The organism is Pseudomonas sp. BRM28 (genome assembly GCF_002939405.1).
GTDB classification, from domain to species: domain Bacteria; phylum Pseudomonadota; class Gammaproteobacteria; order Pseudomonadales; family Pseudomonadaceae; genus Aquipseudomonas; species Aquipseudomonas palmensis.
In genome coordinates this window covers 2,385,576-2,401,134 of the sequence record NZ_PEFV01000001.1, presented here as the reverse complement: position 1 = coordinate 2,401,134, position 15,559 = coordinate 2,385,576, and the positions used below count along the sequence as shown (strand labels likewise).

At 64.9% G+C, this 15,559-nt stretch carries 15 protein-coding genes; 8 read left to right on the top strand and 7 right to left on the bottom strand.

Features of this window, described 5'->3' with window-relative positions; all coding sequences use genetic code 11:
* Positions 1-29 precede the first annotated feature (29 nt).
* The gene (locus CR917_RS11485; RefSeq protein ID WP_043860689.1) at positions 30-698 is read left to right on the top strand and encodes a TetR/AcrR family transcriptional regulator; all 669 of its coding nucleotides are present in this window, start codon (positions 30-32) and stop codon (positions 696-698) included.
* 75 nt (positions 699-773) lie between these two features.
* Here CR917_RS11485 and CR917_RS11480 read toward each other — a convergent pair whose 3' ends face one another.
* Positions 774-1,634 carry a shikimate dehydrogenase gene (locus CR917_RS11480; RefSeq protein WP_078481785.1) on the bottom strand — a complete coding sequence of 287 codons (861 nt, stop codon included), beginning with the start codon at positions 1,632-1,634 and terminating at the stop codon, positions 774-776.
* A gap of 168 nt (positions 1,635-1,802) precedes the next feature.
* On the opposite strand from CR917_RS11480, the gene CR917_RS11475 reads away from it, so the two are divergent.
* The gene (locus CR917_RS11475) at positions 1,803-2,969 is read left to right on the top strand and encodes an alkaline phosphatase family protein (RefSeq protein WP_104572305.1); all 1,167 of its coding nucleotides are present in this window, start codon (positions 1,803-1,805) and stop codon (positions 2,967-2,969) included.
* Positions 2,970-3,077: 108 nt separating this feature from the next.
* Here the strand turns inward: CR917_RS11475 and trmA are convergent, their stop codons facing one another.
* Both trmA and CR917_RS11465 read right to left on the bottom strand, forming a co-directional pair.
* Positions 3,078-4,163, bottom strand: a complete 1,086-nt coding sequence (gene trmA, locus CR917_RS11470) for a tRNA (uridine(54)-C5)-methyltransferase TrmA (RefSeq protein WP_043860686.1) — start codon at positions 4,161-4,163, stop codon at positions 3,078-3,080.
* Positions 4,160-5,455, bottom strand: a complete 1,296-nt coding sequence (locus CR917_RS11465; RefSeq protein WP_043860685.1) for an NCS2 family permease — start codon at positions 5,453-5,455, stop codon at positions 4,160-4,162. The genes trmA and CR917_RS11465 overlap by 4 nt, the downstream gene beginning before the upstream one ends.
* Positions 5,456-5,614: 159 nt before the next feature.
* Between CR917_RS11465 and CR917_RS11460 the strand changes: the two genes are divergently transcribed.
* Complete coding sequence (locus CR917_RS11460; RefSeq protein ID WP_054916561.1) at positions 5,615-6,100, top strand: N-acetyltransferase; 486 nt, start codon at positions 5,615-5,617, stop codon at positions 6,098-6,100.
* A 92-nt stretch (positions 6,101-6,192) separates the two neighbouring features.
* Here the strand turns inward: CR917_RS11460 and CR917_RS11455 are convergent, their stop codons facing one another.
* Complete coding sequence (locus CR917_RS11455; RefSeq protein ID WP_043860579.1) at positions 6,193-7,422, bottom strand: MFS transporter; 1,230 nt, start codon at positions 7,420-7,422, stop codon at positions 6,193-6,195.
* A gap of 373 nt (positions 7,423-7,795) precedes the next feature.
* Here CR917_RS11455 and CR917_RS11450 point away from each other — a divergent pair, with 373 nt between their 5' ends.
* From CR917_RS11450 to CR917_RS11440, 3 genes are read left to right on the top strand one after another with little or no spacing between them, the layout of a single operon-like run.
* On the top strand, positions 7,796-9,232 hold the full coding sequence (locus CR917_RS11450; RefSeq protein ID WP_104572304.1) for a cytochrome ubiquinol oxidase subunit I: 1,437 nt from the start codon (positions 7,796-7,798) through the stop codon (positions 9,230-9,232).
* 3 nt (positions 9,233-9,235) lie between these two features.
* Entirely contained in the window at positions 9,236-10,243 is a 1,008-nt protein-coding gene (gene cydB / locus CR917_RS11445) for a cytochrome d ubiquinol oxidase subunit II (protein ID WP_104572303.1), read from the top strand.
* Between the two features lie 12 nt (positions 10,244-10,255).
* Positions 10,256-10,411 (top strand): DUF2474 domain-containing protein, encoded by a 156-nt coding sequence (locus tag CR917_RS11440; protein WP_043860576.1) that lies wholly within the window; start codon positions 10,256-10,258, stop codon positions 10,409-10,411.
* Positions 10,412-10,546: 135 nt separating this feature from the next.
* Here the strand turns inward: CR917_RS11440 and CR917_RS11435 are convergent, their stop codons facing one another.
* The gene (locus CR917_RS11435) at positions 10,547-11,671 is read right to left on the bottom strand and encodes a methyltransferase (protein ID WP_104572302.1); all 1,125 of its coding nucleotides are present in this window, start codon (positions 11,669-11,671) and stop codon (positions 10,547-10,549) included.
* 107 nt (positions 11,672-11,778) lie between these two features.
* Complete coding sequence (locus CR917_RS11430; protein ID WP_078481820.1) at positions 11,779-12,483, bottom strand: autoinducer binding domain-containing protein; 705 nt, start codon at positions 12,481-12,483, stop codon at positions 11,779-11,781.
* A 246-nt stretch (positions 12,484-12,729) separates the two neighbouring features.
* Here CR917_RS11430 and CR917_RS11425 point away from each other — a divergent pair, with 246 nt between their 5' ends.
* Positions 12,730-13,506, top strand: a complete 777-nt coding sequence (locus tag CR917_RS11425) for a ferredoxin--NADP reductase (protein WP_043860573.1) — start codon at positions 12,730-12,732, stop codon at positions 13,504-13,506.
* Positions 13,507-13,554: 48 nt separating this feature from the next.
* On the opposite strand, the gene mscL is transcribed toward CR917_RS11425, so the two are convergent.
* Entirely contained in the window at positions 13,555-13,968 is a 414-nt protein-coding gene (mscL, locus tag CR917_RS11420) for a large-conductance mechanosensitive channel protein MscL (protein ID WP_054916565.1), read from the bottom strand.
* 175 nt (positions 13,969-14,143) lie between these two features.
* On the opposite strand from mscL, the gene radA reads away from it, so the two are divergent.
* Complete coding sequence (gene radA / locus CR917_RS11415) at positions 14,144-15,511, top strand: DNA repair protein RadA (protein ID WP_054916566.1); 1,368 nt, start codon at positions 14,144-14,146, stop codon at positions 15,509-15,511.
* Positions 15,512-15,559 lie beyond the last annotated feature (48 nt).

Sequence of the window (15,559 nt, the reverse complement as noted above, 5' to 3'; positions counted from 1 at the left end):
GCGGTTAACCGACTGGTCAAGAGCCCCGTATGACGACAACTCCAGCACCCTTGGCGGCACCTGCCGAGGCGCCGCGCAAGAGCCGCAAGAACAATCCTGAGAAAACCCGCGAGAACATTCTGCAGGCGGCCATCAGCGAGTTCGTGCAGCAAGGCCTGGCCGGTGCCCGGGTCGATGCGATCGCCGAGCGCACCCAGACCTCCAAGCGCATGATCTACTACTACTTCAACAGCAAGGAGCAGCTGTATGTGGAGGTGCTGGAGAAGCTTTACGGCGATATCCGCAGCACCGAAAGCAACCTGCACCTGGCTGAACTGGAGCCGCGCCAGGGCATTCGCCGGCTGATCGAGTTCACCTTCGATCACCATGATCGCAACGTCGACTTCGTGCGTATCGTGTGCAACGAAAACATGCATCACGGCGAGTACGTCAAGCAGTCGGCCGCGATCCGCTCGATGAACAAGACGGTGCTCACCGCGCTGGACGAGATACTCCAGCGCGGGGCTGCCGAGGGGGTGTTCCGCCAGGGCCTGACGGCGCTGGACGTACACCTGCTGATCAGCTCGTTCTGCTTCTATCGCGTGTCCAACCGGCACACCTTTGGCGAGATCTTCCAGGTGGATTTCGAGGACAAGGCGCTCAAGGACAAGCACCGCGAGATGATCTGCGAGTCGGTGCTGCGCTACCTGCAGGCGTGATGCCGGGGAGCCTCCAGTCGCCGGCAGGGCCGGCACCTGCGGGTTGACCACCCTGTACAGGTGCCGGCTAAGCGTTCAATCCCCCAGGCTGTTGAAGTGCCCGATCATGCGCTGTGCATCCGGCACCACGCCGCTGAACAGCTCGAAGGCCTTCACCGCCTGAAACACCGCCATGTTGGCCCCGTTGAGCGTGCGGCATCCCAGTGCCCGCGCCTCGCGCAGCAATTGGGTCTCCAGCGGGAAGTACACGATCTCGGCCACCCACATTTCGGCGCGCAGCAGCGCCCTGGGCACCGGCATGCCCGGCAGCTTGGCCATGCCCATGGGGGTGGTGTTGACCAGCCCGCAGGCCTGGCCCATGGCCGCTTGCAGGTCATGCCCGCAGCGTGCCGGGCTGCCCTCGAAATGCTGGTTGAGGTTGTCTGCCAGTGCCTGGGCCCGGGCGGGCTCCACATCGAAGAGCGTCAGCTGGGCCACCCCTTCGCTGAGCAGCGCATGGGCCACCGCGGCACCCGCACCGCCTGCCCCCATCTGCACCACATGACGGCGTGAAACATCACCCAGGCCACGCCTGAAGCCCTCGGCAAACCCCAGGCAGTCGGTGTTGTGGCCGATGCGTCGACCGTCCTTGAGCACCACGGTGTTCACCGCGCCGATACCACGCGCCTCGGGCGACAGCTCATCGAGCAGGGGCACGATCGCCTGCTTACACGGGAAGGTGATGTTGAGCCCGGTAAAGCCCATGTACTCGGCCGCGGTCAGCAGTTCTTCGAGGGCGCTGCTGTCCAGCTTCAGCTGGTCCAGGTCGATCAGCCGGTACAGGTAGTTGATGCCCTGGGCGGCGCCTTCGTGCTCGTGCAGGGCCGGGGTACGCGAGGCCTGGATACCGGCGCCGATCAGGCCGGCGAGAATGCCGGAAGGGGGGGCCAAACTCATCGGTAAAACTCCATTGTTGTTCTTGGCAGGGGGAGGGAGCGTCACGACTAAAATGTACTGACTGGTTAATAGGGTCAATCGGGACGGGCCGTGCATTGATCGTTTCTGTTCGCTGATCGAACAAGCTGTGCTAAACCTGTTGTTTTGCACGGCACCACGGAGGGCGACATGGCGGCGCAGTTCGAAGAGATGCGGGACGTTCACGACACCTGGCCGGGCCTGGCCAGCCTGACCCAGTCGGTTTTCGCCGGGTTGGGCGCCAGGGGCTTCAGGAATCCGTTCCGGCTCGAGCGCTCTACAGCCACCTGCCTGCTGTTGATCGACGGCTTGGGCTGGAACCTGCTCAAGGCGCACGCCGAGCATGCACCGTTCCTGGCCGCGCTGATGCAGCCCGACAGCCACTTCAAGGTCGGCTTCCCGGCCACCACTGCCGCCAGCCTGGCCACGGTGACCTCCGGCATGGGCAGCGGTGCGCATGGCATCGTGGGCTGCGATTTCGCCCTGGATGCACATTCGGTGTTCTCGCCGCTGTCATGGACCACTGCGGCCGCGCAGACGGGCAGCGTGCCGACCGCGGCGCCTGTCGCGGCCTCCTTCATCGTGCCGCAGACCGCCTGGGAAGACGCGGCCGCCCAGGGCGTACAGATCAGCACGGTCATGCTCGGGCGCTTTGCCGACTCGGACTTCACCCGTGCCATCTACAAGGCCGGCGGCATCCTTGCCGCGCCGGCCTACGATGCCTATCCCGAGCTGGTGCGTAGCGCACTGGAGGTGGAGGCGCCAGCCTTCTGCTTTGCCTATTTCGGTGACCTGGACTTTGCCGGGCACCTGTATGGGCCGGGCTCGCCCGACTGGTGCAGGCAACTGGAGATTGCCGATCAGCTGGCCCGCGACATTGCCGGGCGCCTGCCGCGCTCGGCGCGCATGCTCGTGATTGCCGACCACGGCATGCTCGACCTGGACCGCGCCCAGGTGCATGACTTCGATACCGACAGTGCCTTGCAGGACGGGGTGCGGGCGATGGCCGGGGACATCCGGGCGCGCTACCTGTACACCCACGAGCATCAGCAGGACCGCGTGCACGAGCGCTGGCAGAACCGCCTGGGGGATGAATACCGGGTGTTGAGCAAGGCGCAGGCGATTGGCGCGGGGTTGTTCGGGGACGTGATGCTGAGCCAGGCCGAAGGGCGTATCGGGGACCTGATCGTGGTTCCGACCGGGGCCGGCGGGATCATTCGCAGCGTGGAGGAGAAGCACCCCAGCCAGTGGCGCGGGCACCATGGGGCGTTGACGGACGCGGACCAGGTGGTGCCGCTGTTGATGTACTCAGGTTAGGGCCATCGCGGGCCAAGCCCGCTCCCACAGGTACCCCACTGCCCTTCAGAGCCGTGACATTCCTGTGGGAGCGGGCTTGACCCGCGATAGAACACCGCCGATCCGGGCCTAGCGCCGAACCAGCAGCACCCCGCTTTCCATATGGTGCGTATACGGGAACTGGTCAAACAGCGCACACCGCTCGATACGGTGCGTATCGCTCAACTGCTCGATGTTCGCCGCCAGTGTCTCGGGGTTGCACGAGATGTACAGGATGTTATCGAAGCGCCGGGTCAGCTCGCAGGTGTCCGGGTCCATGCCCGCGCGCGGCGGGTCGACGAACACGCTGCCAAAGGCATAGCTTTTCAGGTCGATGCCTTCCAGGCGCCGGAACGGCCGCACCTCGTTCAGGGCCTCGGTCAGCTCTTCGGCCGACAGGCGCACCAGGCGCACGTTATCCACGCCGTTGTCGTCCAGGTTGTGCAGCGCGGCGTTCACCGAGGTCTTGCTGATCTCGGTGGCCAGCACCTTGCGCACCCGCGTGGCCAGCGGCAGGGTGAAGTTGCCGTTGCCGCAGTACAGCTCCAGCAGGTCGTCCTCGCGCTCGCCCAGGGCCTCGTAGGCCCAGTTGAGCATCTTCTGGTTCACCGTGCCGTTGGGCTGGGTGAACGCGCCTTCAGGCTGGCGATAGCGGAAAGTGCGCCCGCCCACGGCCAGCTCTTCAACCGCATAGTCACGGCCGATCACCACGCGCTTGCCCTTGGAGCGCCCGATGATGCTCACGCCCAGGTCGGTCGCCAGTTGCCGGGCAGCGGCTTCCCAATGCTCGTCCAGGGGACGGTGGTAGCACAGGGTGATCATCGCGTCGCCCGCCAGGGTGGTCAGGAACTCCACCTGGAACAGCTTGAAGCTCAGCGCCGAACTGGCCTGCCACGCCGCCTTGAGCTGCGGCATCAACTGGTTGATGCGCTGGCTGGCGATGGGGAAGTCGTCGATCAGGATCGCCTGGTGCTTTTCACCCGGGGCGAACATCGCGTAGTGACGCTGCTCGTTCTCGCGCCACAGGCGAAACTCGGCGCGCAGGCGGTAATGCTCGCGCGGCGAGTCGAACACCGCCGGCTCCGGTGCGCCGAATGGCGCCAGCAGTGCGCGCAGGCGCTCGACCTTGGCCTCAAGCTGCGCGGTGTAGGTAGTCGGGTCGTAGACGGAACTCATGCGGCGTACCAGCCCAGCTTGATCACGAACAGGATGGAGAGCACCACCAGCGCCGAGTTCAGTTCATGCCGGCGGCCCGAGATCAGCTTGATCACGGTCCAGGAGATGAAGCCGAAGGCGATGCCGTTGGCAATCGAATAGGTCAGCGGCATGGCCAGCGCGGTGACCACCACCGGGGCGGCCTCGGTCACGTCGTCCCAGTTGATTTCCGCCAGGCCCGAGGCCATCAGCACGGCGACGAACAGCAGTGCAGGCGCGGTTGCGAAGGCCGGCACGCTGCCGGCCAGCGGGGCGAAGAACAGTGCCAGCAGGAACAGCCCAGCCACCACGATGGCGGTCAGCCCGGTGCGTCCGCCGGCACTCACGCCGGCCGCCGATTCGATATAGCTGGTGGTGGTCGAGGTGCCCAGCAGCGAGCCGGCCATGGCCGCGGTGCTGTCGGCGATCAGGGCGCGGCCCATCTTCGGCATGTGGCCGTCCTTGCCCATCAGCCCGGCGCGCTTGGCCACGCCGATCAGGGTGCCGGAGTTGTCGAACAGGTCGACGAACAGGAAGGCGAAGATCACGCTGATCAGGCCGACATCCAGTGCGCCCTTGATGTCCAGCTGCAGGAAGGTCGGGGCCAGCGAGGGCGGCATCGACACGATGCCGTTGAACGGGGTGTAGCCCAGGCCGATGGAGGCGACGGTGACCGCCAGGATGCCGATCAGCACGGCGCCGCGTACCTTCATCGCCTCGAGCGCGACGATCAGGAAGAAGCCCAGGGTGGCCAGTACCGGTGCCGGGTTGCGCAGGTCGCCCAGGCCCACCAGGGTGGCCGGGTTGTCGACCACGATGCCGGCGTTGTGCAGGGCGATCAGCGCCAGGAACAGGCCGATGCCGGCGGCAATTGCCGAACGCAGCGGCAGCGGAATGCTGTTGACGATCCATTCGCGGATGCGAAAGATCGACAGCAGGAAGAACAGCACTGCCGAAATGAATACCGCCCCCAGTGCCACCTGCCAGGTGTGGCCCATGTGCAGCACCACGGTGTAGGTGAAGAAGGCGTTCAGGCCCATGCCCGGCGCCAGCGCGATCGGGTAGTTGGCGATCAGCCCCATCACCGCCGAACCGATGGCGGCAGCCAGGCACGTGGCGACGAAGATCGCGCCCTTGTCCATGCCGGTCTCGCCGAGGATGCTCGGGTTGACGAACAGGATGTAGGCCATGGCCAGGAAGGTGGTGACCCCCGCCAGGATTTCGGTGCGCACGTTGGTATTGTGCGCTTTCAGTTGAAACAGCCTTTCCAGCATGCCAGCTCCCCGTGGCGCACTGCGGCGCCTTGAATGTTCGACCCCATCAGCAAAGCACAGACTGTACCGGACACGGGGTGCCGGACTGAGTGATTTTTGAATGGGCCGCAAAAAAGCCGCGCATCATATCAGCAAGACCGCCACTTTTGGACCAGGACCATGACCGTGCAGCTGATTCACTACGATGCGCTGACCCCGGCCCAGCGCGCAGGCCTGCCCGGCATCGAGGTGCTGGCGGCGCAGCGGGCGTTTTGCGGTGACATCGAGGGCGCGCTGCATACCCTGCTGAACCGGCCCGGCGACGATGTGCGCGGGCTGGCGCTGCTGGTGGGGGGCGTGCCGCAGGGCTTCCTGCTGCTCAAGCGTGGTGCACACCTGCCGCCGTGGGCCCGCCATGATGCGGCCACCTTGCATGCCCTGCAGGTGGACTGGCGGGCGCAGGGGCAGGGGCTTGGCCGCTGGTGCCTGGCGGCGCTGCCGGCGCGGGTGCGCGAAGTGTGGCCGCAGGTGCGTTGCCTGCAACTGTCGGTGGATACCGACAATCAGGCGGCGTTGAGGCTGTACCGCGCGGCGGGGTGGGTGGACAGCGGCGAGGGGTATCGCGGGCGGGTGGGGTATGAGCGGCAGATGACCCTGATGCTTTGATCTGGCTGGCCTCATCGCCGGTCAAGCCCGCCCCCACAGATTCAGTGAGGCCCTTGTGGGAGCAAGCTTGACCCGCGATTGGGTGCGCGCGGTCAGCCCTTTTTCTGGGTATGCATGTGGTCGCGCCCCGCCAGCGTCGGGAACAGCTTGATCCACACGCCCGTCACCACCAGCGTGCCCACCCCGCCCAGCACCACCGCCGGCACGGTGCCGAACCAGTGCGCCGTGACCCCGGACTCGAACTCGCCCAGCTGGTTCGAGGCGCCGATGAACAACCCGTTCACCGCGCTTACCCGACCACGCATCTCGTCCGGCGTCTCCAGTTGCACGAACGCGCTGCGGATCACCATGCTGATCATGTCCGCCGCGCCCAGCACCGCCAGCACCGCCAGCGAGAACCAGAACGAGGTCGACAGGCCGAAGGCAATGGTCGCCACGCCAAAGACCCCCACCGCCGTGAACATCACCCGCCCGACCTTGCGCTCGATGGGGAAGCGCGCCAGCCACACCGACATCAGCAGCGCCCCCACCGCCGGCGCCGAGCGCAACAGGCCCAGGCCCCACGGGCCGGTCAGCAGGATGTCCTTGGCGAACACCGGCAGCAACGCCGTGGCGCCGCCCAGCAGCACGGCGAACAGGTCCAGCGACACCGCGCCGAGCACGTCCGGGCGGCTGCGAATGAAGCGAATGCCCGCCAGCAGCGATTCCAGGCTCGCCCGGCCCCGGTTGGCCGGCTGGCGGGCGGCGCTCAGGCGCAAGGTCAGGCCGCAGGCGATCACGTACAGAACCACGGTCGGGCCATACACCCACACGCTGCCAAAGGCATACAGAAAGCCCCCCAGCGCCGGCGCGACGATGGTCGCCGACTGCATGGCCGAGGCCGACGCGGCCACTGCCCGCGGGAACAGCGCCGAGGGCACCACGTTGGGCAGCAACGCCTGGGTGGCCGGCATCTCGAAAGAGCGCGCACTGCCCAGCAGGAACGCCAGCACGAAGATCAGTTCGCGGGTCACACTGTGGGTGCTGCTGCCCACCACCAGCGCCAGGGCGATCAGCGCCTGGGCGAACTGGCACAGCGCTGCCACCCGGCGCCGGTCATAGCGGTCGGCCACATGCCCGGTGTGCAGCATGAACAGCACCCGCGGGGCGAATTCCACCAGGCCCACCAGGCCCAGGTCGAGCACGTTGCCGGTCAGCTGATAGAGGTGCCAGCCGATGGCCACGGTGAGCATCTGGAAGCCGCTGGCAGTGAAAATTCGTGCGCACCAGAATGCCAGGAAGGGGCGGTGATGGCGCAGCAGAAGCGGGGCATGGTCTGACATGTGCGATACAGAGCCTTTGCGGGGGCGGCGGGGCAGATTATCACCAGTTTGTAACAGCAGGTTGCGAAAGCCGTCATCCCCGTGCGGTAGGCGCACCGATTCGTGTGTGCGTAAAGGGGGTGAGGCAACCGGTCACGCGGCAAACCACCACACAACCATGCGGCCCGTTCAGGACTATGCTTTCAGGCAATCGTTGACCTGGATCAATTGTTGTTTTTGCAACTGTTTCAAATGCAACGATGTGGCCGGAGGGCCGAATTCCCTGCGATTGCAAGTTTTCAGAACAATTCCAACTCGCCGCACTCAATGACGTAGGGGCAGTTGGCGCCAAGGCCGTGACCCTGACGCCGGATAACCTGACAGAGGAAGCACTATGTTCGGATTAGAGGCTCTAGATCTCGCCCGAATCCAGTTTGCGTTTACGATCTCTTTCCACATCCTGTTCCCGGCCATCACCATCGGCCTGGCGAGTTACCTGGCGGTGCTCGAAGGCCTGTGGCTCAAGACCCACAACAGCGTCTACCGCGACCTGTACCACTTCTGGTCGAAGATCTTTGCCGTCAACTTCGGCATGGGCGTGGTCTCCGGCCTGGTCATGGCGTACCAGTTCGGCACCAACTGGAGCCGCTTCTCGGACTTCGCCGGCTCGATCACCGGTCCGTTGCTGACCTATGAGGTGCTCACCGCGTTCTTCCTCGAAGCGGGCTTTCTGGGTGTCATGCTGTTCGGCTGGAACAAGGTCGGGCGCGGCCTGCACTTCTTCGCCACCATCATGGTCGCCGTCGGCACGCTGATCTCCACCTTCTGGATCCTGGCGTCCAACAGCTGGATGCAGACCCCGCAAGGTTATGAAATCGTCAACGGCGTGGTGATCCCGGTCGACTGGTTCGCGGTGATCTTCAACCCGTCCTTCCCCTACCGCCTGGCGCACATGGCCACGGCAGCATTCGTGGCCACGGCCTTCTTCGTCGGCGCCTCGGCCGCCTGGCACCTGCTGCGCGGCAAGGACAACCCGGCGATTCGCAAGATGCTCTCGATGGCCATGTGGATGGCGCTGATCGTGGCGCCGGTGCAGGCGGTGATCGGCGACTTCCACGGGCTCAACACCCTCAAGCACCAGCCGGTGAAGATCGCCGCCATCGAAGGCCACTGGGAAAACATCGGCGACGAGCCGACCCCGCTGATCCTGTTCGGCATCCCCGACATGAAGAACGAGACCACCCACTTCAAGCTGGAGATCCCGGCGCTGGGCAGCCTGATCCTGACCCACAGCCTGGACAAGCAGGTGCCGGCGATGAAGGAGTTCCCGCCTGAAGACCGGCCCAACTCCACCGTGGTGTTCTGGTCGTTCCGCATCATGGTCGGGCTGGGCATGCTGATGATCGCCGTGGGCCTGTGGAGCCTGTGGCTGCGCAAGCGCGGCACCCTGTACAGCTCGCGCCCGTTCCTCTACCTGACCCTGTGGATGGGCCCGTCCGGGCTGATCGCGATCCTGGCCGGCTGGTTCACCACCGAGGTCGGTCGCCAGCCGTGGGTGGTGTACGGGCTGATGCGTACCGCCGATGGCGTGTCCAACCACAGCTATGCGCAACTGGGCATCACCCTGGTGATGTTCGTGGTGGTGTACTTCGCGCTGTTCGGCGCGGGGCTCGGCTACATGATGCGCCTGGTGCGCAAGGGGCCGGAAACCGGCGAGGGCGACGAGCCGACCCATGGCGGGCCTGGCCAGCAACGCACCCCGGCGCGGCCGTTGTCGGCTGCCGACGACGACCATGCCGACGACCACGCCAGCCTGAGCAAGGGGAACTGACTCATGGGTATTGATCTTCCGCTTATCTGGGCCGTGATCATCATCTTCGGCATCATGATGTACGTGGTGATGGACGGCTTCGACCTGGGCATCGGCATCCTGTTTCCCTTCGTCAAGGGCGAGCGCGACCGCGATGTGATGATGAACACCGTCGCCCCGGTCTGGGACGGCAACGAGACCTGGCTGGTGCTGGGCGGGGCGGCGCTGTTCGGCGCCTTCCCGCTGGCCTATGCGGTGGTGCTCTCGGCGCTGTACCTGCCGTTGATGCTGATGCTGATGGGGCTGATCTTCCGTGGCGTGGCCTTCGAGTTCCGCTTCAAGGCCAGGGCCGACAAGCGCCACCTGTGGGACAAGGCGTTCATCGGCGGTTCGCTGGCCGCGACCTTCTTCCAGGGCGTGGCACTGGGCGCATTCATCGAAGGCTTCAAGGTGGTCGAACGCAACTACGCAGGCGGCTCGCTGGACTGGCTGACGCCGTTCAGCCTGTTCTGCGGGGTGGGGCTGATCGTGGCCTATGCCTTGCTCGGCTGCACCTGGCTGATCATGAAGACCGAAGGCCCGTTGCAGAGCAAGATGCATGACCTGGCGCGCCCACTGGCCTTCGTGCTGCTGGCCGTGACCGGTGTGGTGAGTATCTGGACGCCGCTGGCGCATCCGGACATCGCCACGCGCTGGTTCAGCCTGCCCAACCTGTTCTGGTTCCTGCCGGTGCCGATCCTGGTGCTGGTCACTTTGTACGGGCTGGTGCGGGCGGTGGCACGCCATGCCCACTACACCCCGTTCCTGCTGACGTTGGTGCTGATCTTCCTGGGCTACAGCGGGCTGGGCATCAGCCTGTGGCCGAACATCATCCCGCCGTCGATCTCGATCTGGGACGCCGCAGCGCCGCCGCAGAGCCAGGGCTTCATGCTGGTGGGCACGCTGTTCATCATCCCGTTCATCCTGGGCTACACCTTCTGGAGCTACTACGTGTTCCGCGGCAAGGTGACCCACGACGACGGCTATCACTAGGAGGGCCTGGCAATGACTGGCAAAGACACCTTCGAACCGGAGAAAAAGCCGCTGATGCAGCGCCTGGGCTGGCTGCTGCTGATCTGGGCAGTGAGCGTGGCAAGCCTGGCCGTGGTGGCCTGGCTGATGCGGATGTTCATGGCGGCGGCGGGCTTGAGTACCCACTGAGCCAAGGTATTTCCCATCCCGCCCTGGGCGGGTTTACACCCTGCGCCGCGTGAGCTGCGCAGGGTTTTTTTTGCCTGTCTCGGCCGCCCGGCGCAGGAGCCGCTTGCCGGCGAAGGTGTCGGCTCCGTACCCGGCCTACTTGCGCGCCTTGAGCACCACGAACTTCGGCGTGGCTGCCACCTGCTCCACTCCCCGGAACAATCGCGCCAGCTTGCTGTGATAGCCCAGGTGCCGATTGCCCACGATGTACAGCGCCCCGCCCGCCACCAGTGCCTCGCGTGCCTGCTGGAACATGCGCCAGGCGAGAAAGTCCCCCACTACCTGCTGCTGGTGAAACGGCGGGTTGCACAGCACCACGTCCAGGGACTGCGGTGCCTGCCCGGCCAGCCCGTCGTCGGCGCGCACCGTCACGGCTCGCTCGCCCAGCGCCGCCTGCCAGTTCTGCTCGGCCGACTGTACCGCCATGTACGACTCGTCCACCAGGGTGTAGTGCGCCTGCGGGTTGGCCAGCGCGCTGACGATGCCCAGCACGCCGTTGCCGCAGCCAAGGTCGGCCACCCGCGCATCGCCCAGGTCGCGGGGCAGATGTGGCAGGAAGGCACGAGTACCGATATCCAGCCCTTCGCGGCAGAACACATTGGCGTGGTTCACCAGCTCCAGCGGTGGTTGCTCCAGCTTATAACGGGTGGGGTAGGGCGAGGCTGCCGCCGCCCTGGGCTCGGCCGTGGCGATCAGCAGGCGCGCCTTCTTGCGCGCCAGCGATGCCTGCACCGGGCCGATGTACTTCTCCAGCAGGTCGCCGGCTGCCCGTGGCAGGTGCTTGATCATCGCCCCGGCGATTACCTGCGCGCCGGGTGCCAACTGGCCCTGCAGCCGGATCAACTGCTCTTCGAGCAGCGCCAGGGTCTTGGGTACGCGCACCAGCACCCGGTCGAACGGCCCCTGCCAATGCTGGCTGGCGGCGATGAAGGGCACGCTGTCGAATGCCTGGCCATTGCGCACCAGGTTCTTCTCCAGTGCCAGCCGGGCCAGGTAGGAGTCGCCGCTGCCCAGCACCTGGGCATGGGCGCGCAGGCTGATGGCCAGCGCGCCGAAGCTGTCGTTGAGTACCAGTACCCGGCTCGTGGCAGGCAGCGCCTGCGCGGCCAGGTGTTCGAGCAGGTACTCGTCGGCCGCGTCGAAGGCCTGCAAGGGGTCGTTGGCGTATTCGGGCTGGCGAAGCAGCTCGAGCTCGGCGAAGGGGGTGATCAACAGGGGCATGGCGTAGGGCTCTGGGCTTTGGCGCGCGCGCTGGGGCTTGGCGCTGGACGGGCGCAGATTCTACAGCGTTTTTGCAGGTGGGGAGGGGGGTGTTGGCGAGCAGAACCTCAGATCAACCCGTACTGGGTGGCGATGGCGACCGCGCTGGTCTTGTTGGTGGTGTTGAGTTTGCTGGTGATGCTGCGGATATGAAAATTGACCGTGCTTCTGGACAGCGTGAGGATGCAACTGATGTCTTCGGCAGTCTTGCCGGCAGCGGTCCACTGCAGCACCTCGCGTTCCCGGGGCGAGAGTGCCTGCACACGGGCCTTGGGCGGATGCAACTTGGCAACCATCAGGGTGTGCAGCAGGTTGCACAGCCACAGGGTCTGGGCCGACTTTTCGTACAGTTCCGCCATGCTCACTTCGCCCTGCCGGCGTGATACGCACAGCACGCTTTCGTTGCCGCGCAGGTCCTGGGTGCCCTGGCTCCAACCATGGCACAGGCCATGTTCGCACGCCGTCTGTCGCAACTCGGGGGCTTGCTTGTACAACTGCGGGGACCACAGCACCGGCATGTTCGAATGATGGCAATGCACAAGCACCGGGTCGATGCGCTCGTACTCGTTCTTCTTGTAGAGCTCGTTCCATTCGGCCGGGTAGTTGTTGAACATCATGACCTGCGGGCCTTCGGCGACCGTCCTGCCGTTCAGGCGGTATGCCAGAAACTCCATGTCCAGTTGCTCGGCCAGTGACAGTGCAGTGGCAAACATCTGTTGCTGGTTTTCCTCCTGCGTCAGTTGTTGCAACTGCTCCTGCTTCCAATATGGCATTTGAGCCTCCGTGCACCTTTGCAATTTAGTCACCCTGGATCGAGTGTAGGAAAAGTCGCACGTTGTTCTAGGTTTTTTTTGCTATAGAAATGTTCCAGTGCTCTACATAAAAATAGGGTTGTACAACCCGCGTTACATGTTTTGTTACGTGGTTGAAACACATGAGCGTAATGCCATTACATCGCGGCGGTGTTTATCCCGTCAGCTTTGCGCGACACTGTGTTTACCTGAATTGTGGAGCACACCATGACTGCCAGTGCGGAGAAGTTCACCCGCCAGACCCTGCTCGATGTCCAGCCGCTGACCCCCAACCTGTTCAGCCTGCGCGTAACCCGTGATCCCGGTTTTCGATTCCGGGCCGGCCAGTTTGCTCGCCTGGGCGTGACCCGTGCCGATGGCAGCGTGGTGTGGCGGGCGTACTCGATGGTCTCGTCGCCGTTCGACGAGTACCTGGACTTTTTCTCGATCGTCGTCCCCGGCGGCGAGTTCACCAGTGAGCTGAGCCGGCTGCGCGAGGGTGACCAACTGTTGATCGACCGCCAGGCGTTCGGTTTCCTGACCCTCGATCGCTTCGCCGACGGGCGGGACCTGTGGTTGCTGGCGACCGGTACCGGCATTGCACCCTTCATGTCGATACTGCAGGACTTCGAAGCCTGGGAGCGGTTCGACACCATCAAGCTGGTCTATTCGGTGCGCGAAGCCAGGGAGCTCGCCTATCAGCAGGAGATCGCCGGCCTGGAGCAGCGCGACTACCTGGCCGAACATGCGGGCAAGCTGCAGTTCATTCCGGTGGTCACCCGCGAGCAACACCCGGGTGCGCTGAACGGGCGTATCACCACCCTGATCGAGAACGGCGAACTGGAGCGTGCGGCCGGCCTGGCGCTGACCCCCGAACATTCGCGGGTGATGCTCTGCGGCAACCCGCAGATGATCGACGACACCCGCCAGGTGCTCAAGGCGCGTGATCTTCAACTGAGCCTCAGCCGCCGGCCGGGCCAGGTGGCGGTGGAAAACTACTGGTAGACAGCACAACGGCGCCCGAAGGCGCCGTTACGGTCAGGCAGGCCCGATTCAGGGCTGCTGGTTCTGCGCCTTGAGCAGGTCGCGAATTTCGCCCAGCAGTTCTTCTTCCTTGGTGGGTACCGGCGGCAGGGTCGGGGCCACCGCTTCTTCGCGCTTGAGGCGGTTGATCACCTTCACGCCCATGAAGATCGCGAAGGCCACGATCAGAAAGTCGATCACCGTCTGGATGAACTTGCCATAGGCCAGCACCACCGCCGGCGCGTCACCCTCGGCCGCCTTGAGCACCACCGCCAGATCACTGAAGTCCACTCCACCGATCAGCAGGCCCAAGGGTGGCATCACCACATCGCCAACAAACGATGAAACGATTTTGCCGAACGCGGCGCCGATGATGATACCGACGGCCATGTCGACCACGTTGCCCTTGACCGCGAAGGCCTTGAATTCACTGATCACGCCCATGGTTTATTCCCTGTAACAGATGAGATTGGTCATCGCAGTGTAAATCAGCTATGCGCTTCATGCTCCGCGTTGCAGTAAAAGACCCCGGCTATGCCGAATAGTTTTGTCGCCCAGGCGGCGCCCCGCAGCTGGGTCGGCTCGGCTATCATGGCCCCTTTTTCCAGGAGACTGCCCCATGGCCAAGGCCAAGCGCATGTACGGCTGCACCGAGTGCGGCGCGACCTTTCCCAAGTGGGCGGGCCAGTGCGGCGAATGCGGCGCGTGGAACACCCTGGTCGAGACCATGATCGAAAGTGGCGGCGCTGCGGCGCCTGCCGGGCGCACCGGCTGGGCCGGGCAACAGGCGCAGATCAAGACCCTGGCCGAGGTCAGTGTCGAGGAGATCCCGCGTTTCAGCACCGCCAGCGCCGAGCTGGACCGCGTGCTCGGTGGCGGCCTGGTCGATGGATCGGTGGTGCTGATTGGTGGTGACCCGGGCATCGGCAAGTCCACCATCCTGCTGCAGACCCTGTGCAACATTGCCACGCGCATGCCGGCGCTGTACGTCACCGGGGAAGAATCCCAGCAGCAGGTGGCCATGCGTGCCCGTCGCCTGGGCCTGCCGCAGGATCAGTTGCGGGTGATGACCGAGACCTGCATCGAAACCATCATTGCCACCGCGCGGGTCGAAAAGCCCAAGGTGATGGTGATCGACTCCATCCAGACCATCTTCACCGAACAGTTGCAGTCGGCGCCCGGTGGCGTGTCGCAGGTACGCGAGAGTGCCGCCTTGCTGGTGCGCTATGCCAAGCAGAGCGGCACGGCGATCTTCCTGGTCGGCCACGTGACCAAGGAGGGCGCGTTGGCCGGGCCGCGGGTACTGGAACACATGGTCGACACCGTGCTGTATTTCGAGGGCGAGTCCGACGGTCGCCTGCGCCTGCTGCGCGCGGTGAAGAACCGCTTTGGTGCGGTCAACGAGCTGGGCGTGTTCGGCATGACCGACCGCGGCCTCAAGGAAGTCTCCAACCCGTCGGCGATCTTCCTCACCCGTGCCCAGGAGGAAGTGCCGGGCAGCGTGGTGATGGCCACCTGGGAAGGTACCCGGCCGATGCTGGTGGAGGTGCAGGCGCTGGTGGATGAAAGCCACATGGCCAACCCGCGCCGTGTGACCCTGGGCCTGGACCAGAACCGCCTGGCCATGTTGCTGGCGGTGCTGCATCGCCATGGCGGCATCCCCACCCACGACCAGGATGTGTTCCTAAACGTGGTGGGCGGGGTCAAGGTACTGGAGACCGCGTCGGACCTGGCCTTGATGGCGGCGGTGATGTCGAGCTTGCGCAACCGCCCGCTGCCACACGACCTGCTGGTGTTCGGCGAGGTGGGCCTGTCTGGTGAAGTGCGCCCGGTGCCGAGCGGGCAGGAGCGCCTGAAGGAGGCCGCCAAGCACGGCTTCAAGCGCGCCATCGTGCCCAAGGGCAACGCGCCCAAGGAAGCGCCGCCGGGGCTGCAGGTGATTGCGGTGACGCGCCTGGAGCAGGCGTTGGATGCGTTGTTTGAATAAAATGTAATCAATTTGCCATGATGGCTAATTGGCGCCATTGTTCTGTCT

Coding starts and splice junctions, on each gene's coding strand:
- CR917_RS11485 (WP_043860689.1), top strand. CDS start 30: ATGACGACAACTCCAGCACCCTTGGCGGCACCTGCCGAGGCGCCGCGC.
- CR917_RS11480 (WP_078481785.1), bottom strand. CDS start 1,634: ATGAGTTTGGCCCCCCCTTCCGGCATTCTCGCCGGCCTGATCGGCGCC.
- CR917_RS11475 (WP_104572305.1), top strand. CDS start 1,803: ATGGCGGCGCAGTTCGAAGAGATGCGGGACGTTCACGACACCTGGCCG.
- trmA (WP_043860686.1), bottom strand. CDS start 4,163: ATGAGTTCCGTCTACGACCCGACTACCTACACCGCGCAGCTTGAGGCC.
- CR917_RS11465 (WP_043860685.1), bottom strand. CDS start 5,455: ATGCTGGAAAGGCTGTTTCAACTGAAAGCGCACAATACCAACGTGCGC.
- CR917_RS11460 (WP_054916561.1), top strand. CDS start 5,615: ATGACCGTGCAGCTGATTCACTACGATGCGCTGACCCCGGCCCAGCGC.
- CR917_RS11455 (WP_043860579.1), bottom strand. CDS start 7,422: ATGTCAGACCATGCCCCGCTTCTGCTGCGCCATCACCGCCCCTTCCTG.
- CR917_RS11450 (WP_104572304.1), top strand. CDS start 7,796: ATGTTCGGATTAGAGGCTCTAGATCTCGCCCGAATCCAGTTTGCGTTT.
- cydB (WP_104572303.1), top strand. CDS start 9,236: ATGGGTATTGATCTTCCGCTTATCTGGGCCGTGATCATCATCTTCGGC.
- CR917_RS11440 (WP_043860576.1), top strand. CDS start 10,256: ATGACTGGCAAAGACACCTTCGAACCGGAGAAAAAGCCGCTGATGCAG.
- CR917_RS11435 (WP_104572302.1), bottom strand. CDS start 11,671: ATGCCCCTGTTGATCACCCCCTTCGCCGAGCTCGAGCTGCTTCGCCAG.
- CR917_RS11430 (WP_078481820.1), bottom strand. CDS start 12,483: ATGCCATATTGGAAGCAGGAGCAGTTGCAACAACTGACGCAGGAGGAA.
- CR917_RS11425 (WP_043860573.1), top strand. CDS start 12,730: ATGACTGCCAGTGCGGAGAAGTTCACCCGCCAGACCCTGCTCGATGTC.
- mscL (WP_054916565.1), bottom strand. CDS start 13,968: ATGGGCGTGATCAGTGAATTCAAGGCCTTCGCGGTCAAGGGCAACGTG.
- radA (WP_054916566.1), top strand. CDS start 14,144: ATGGCCAAGGCCAAGCGCATGTACGGCTGCACCGAGTGCGGCGCGACC.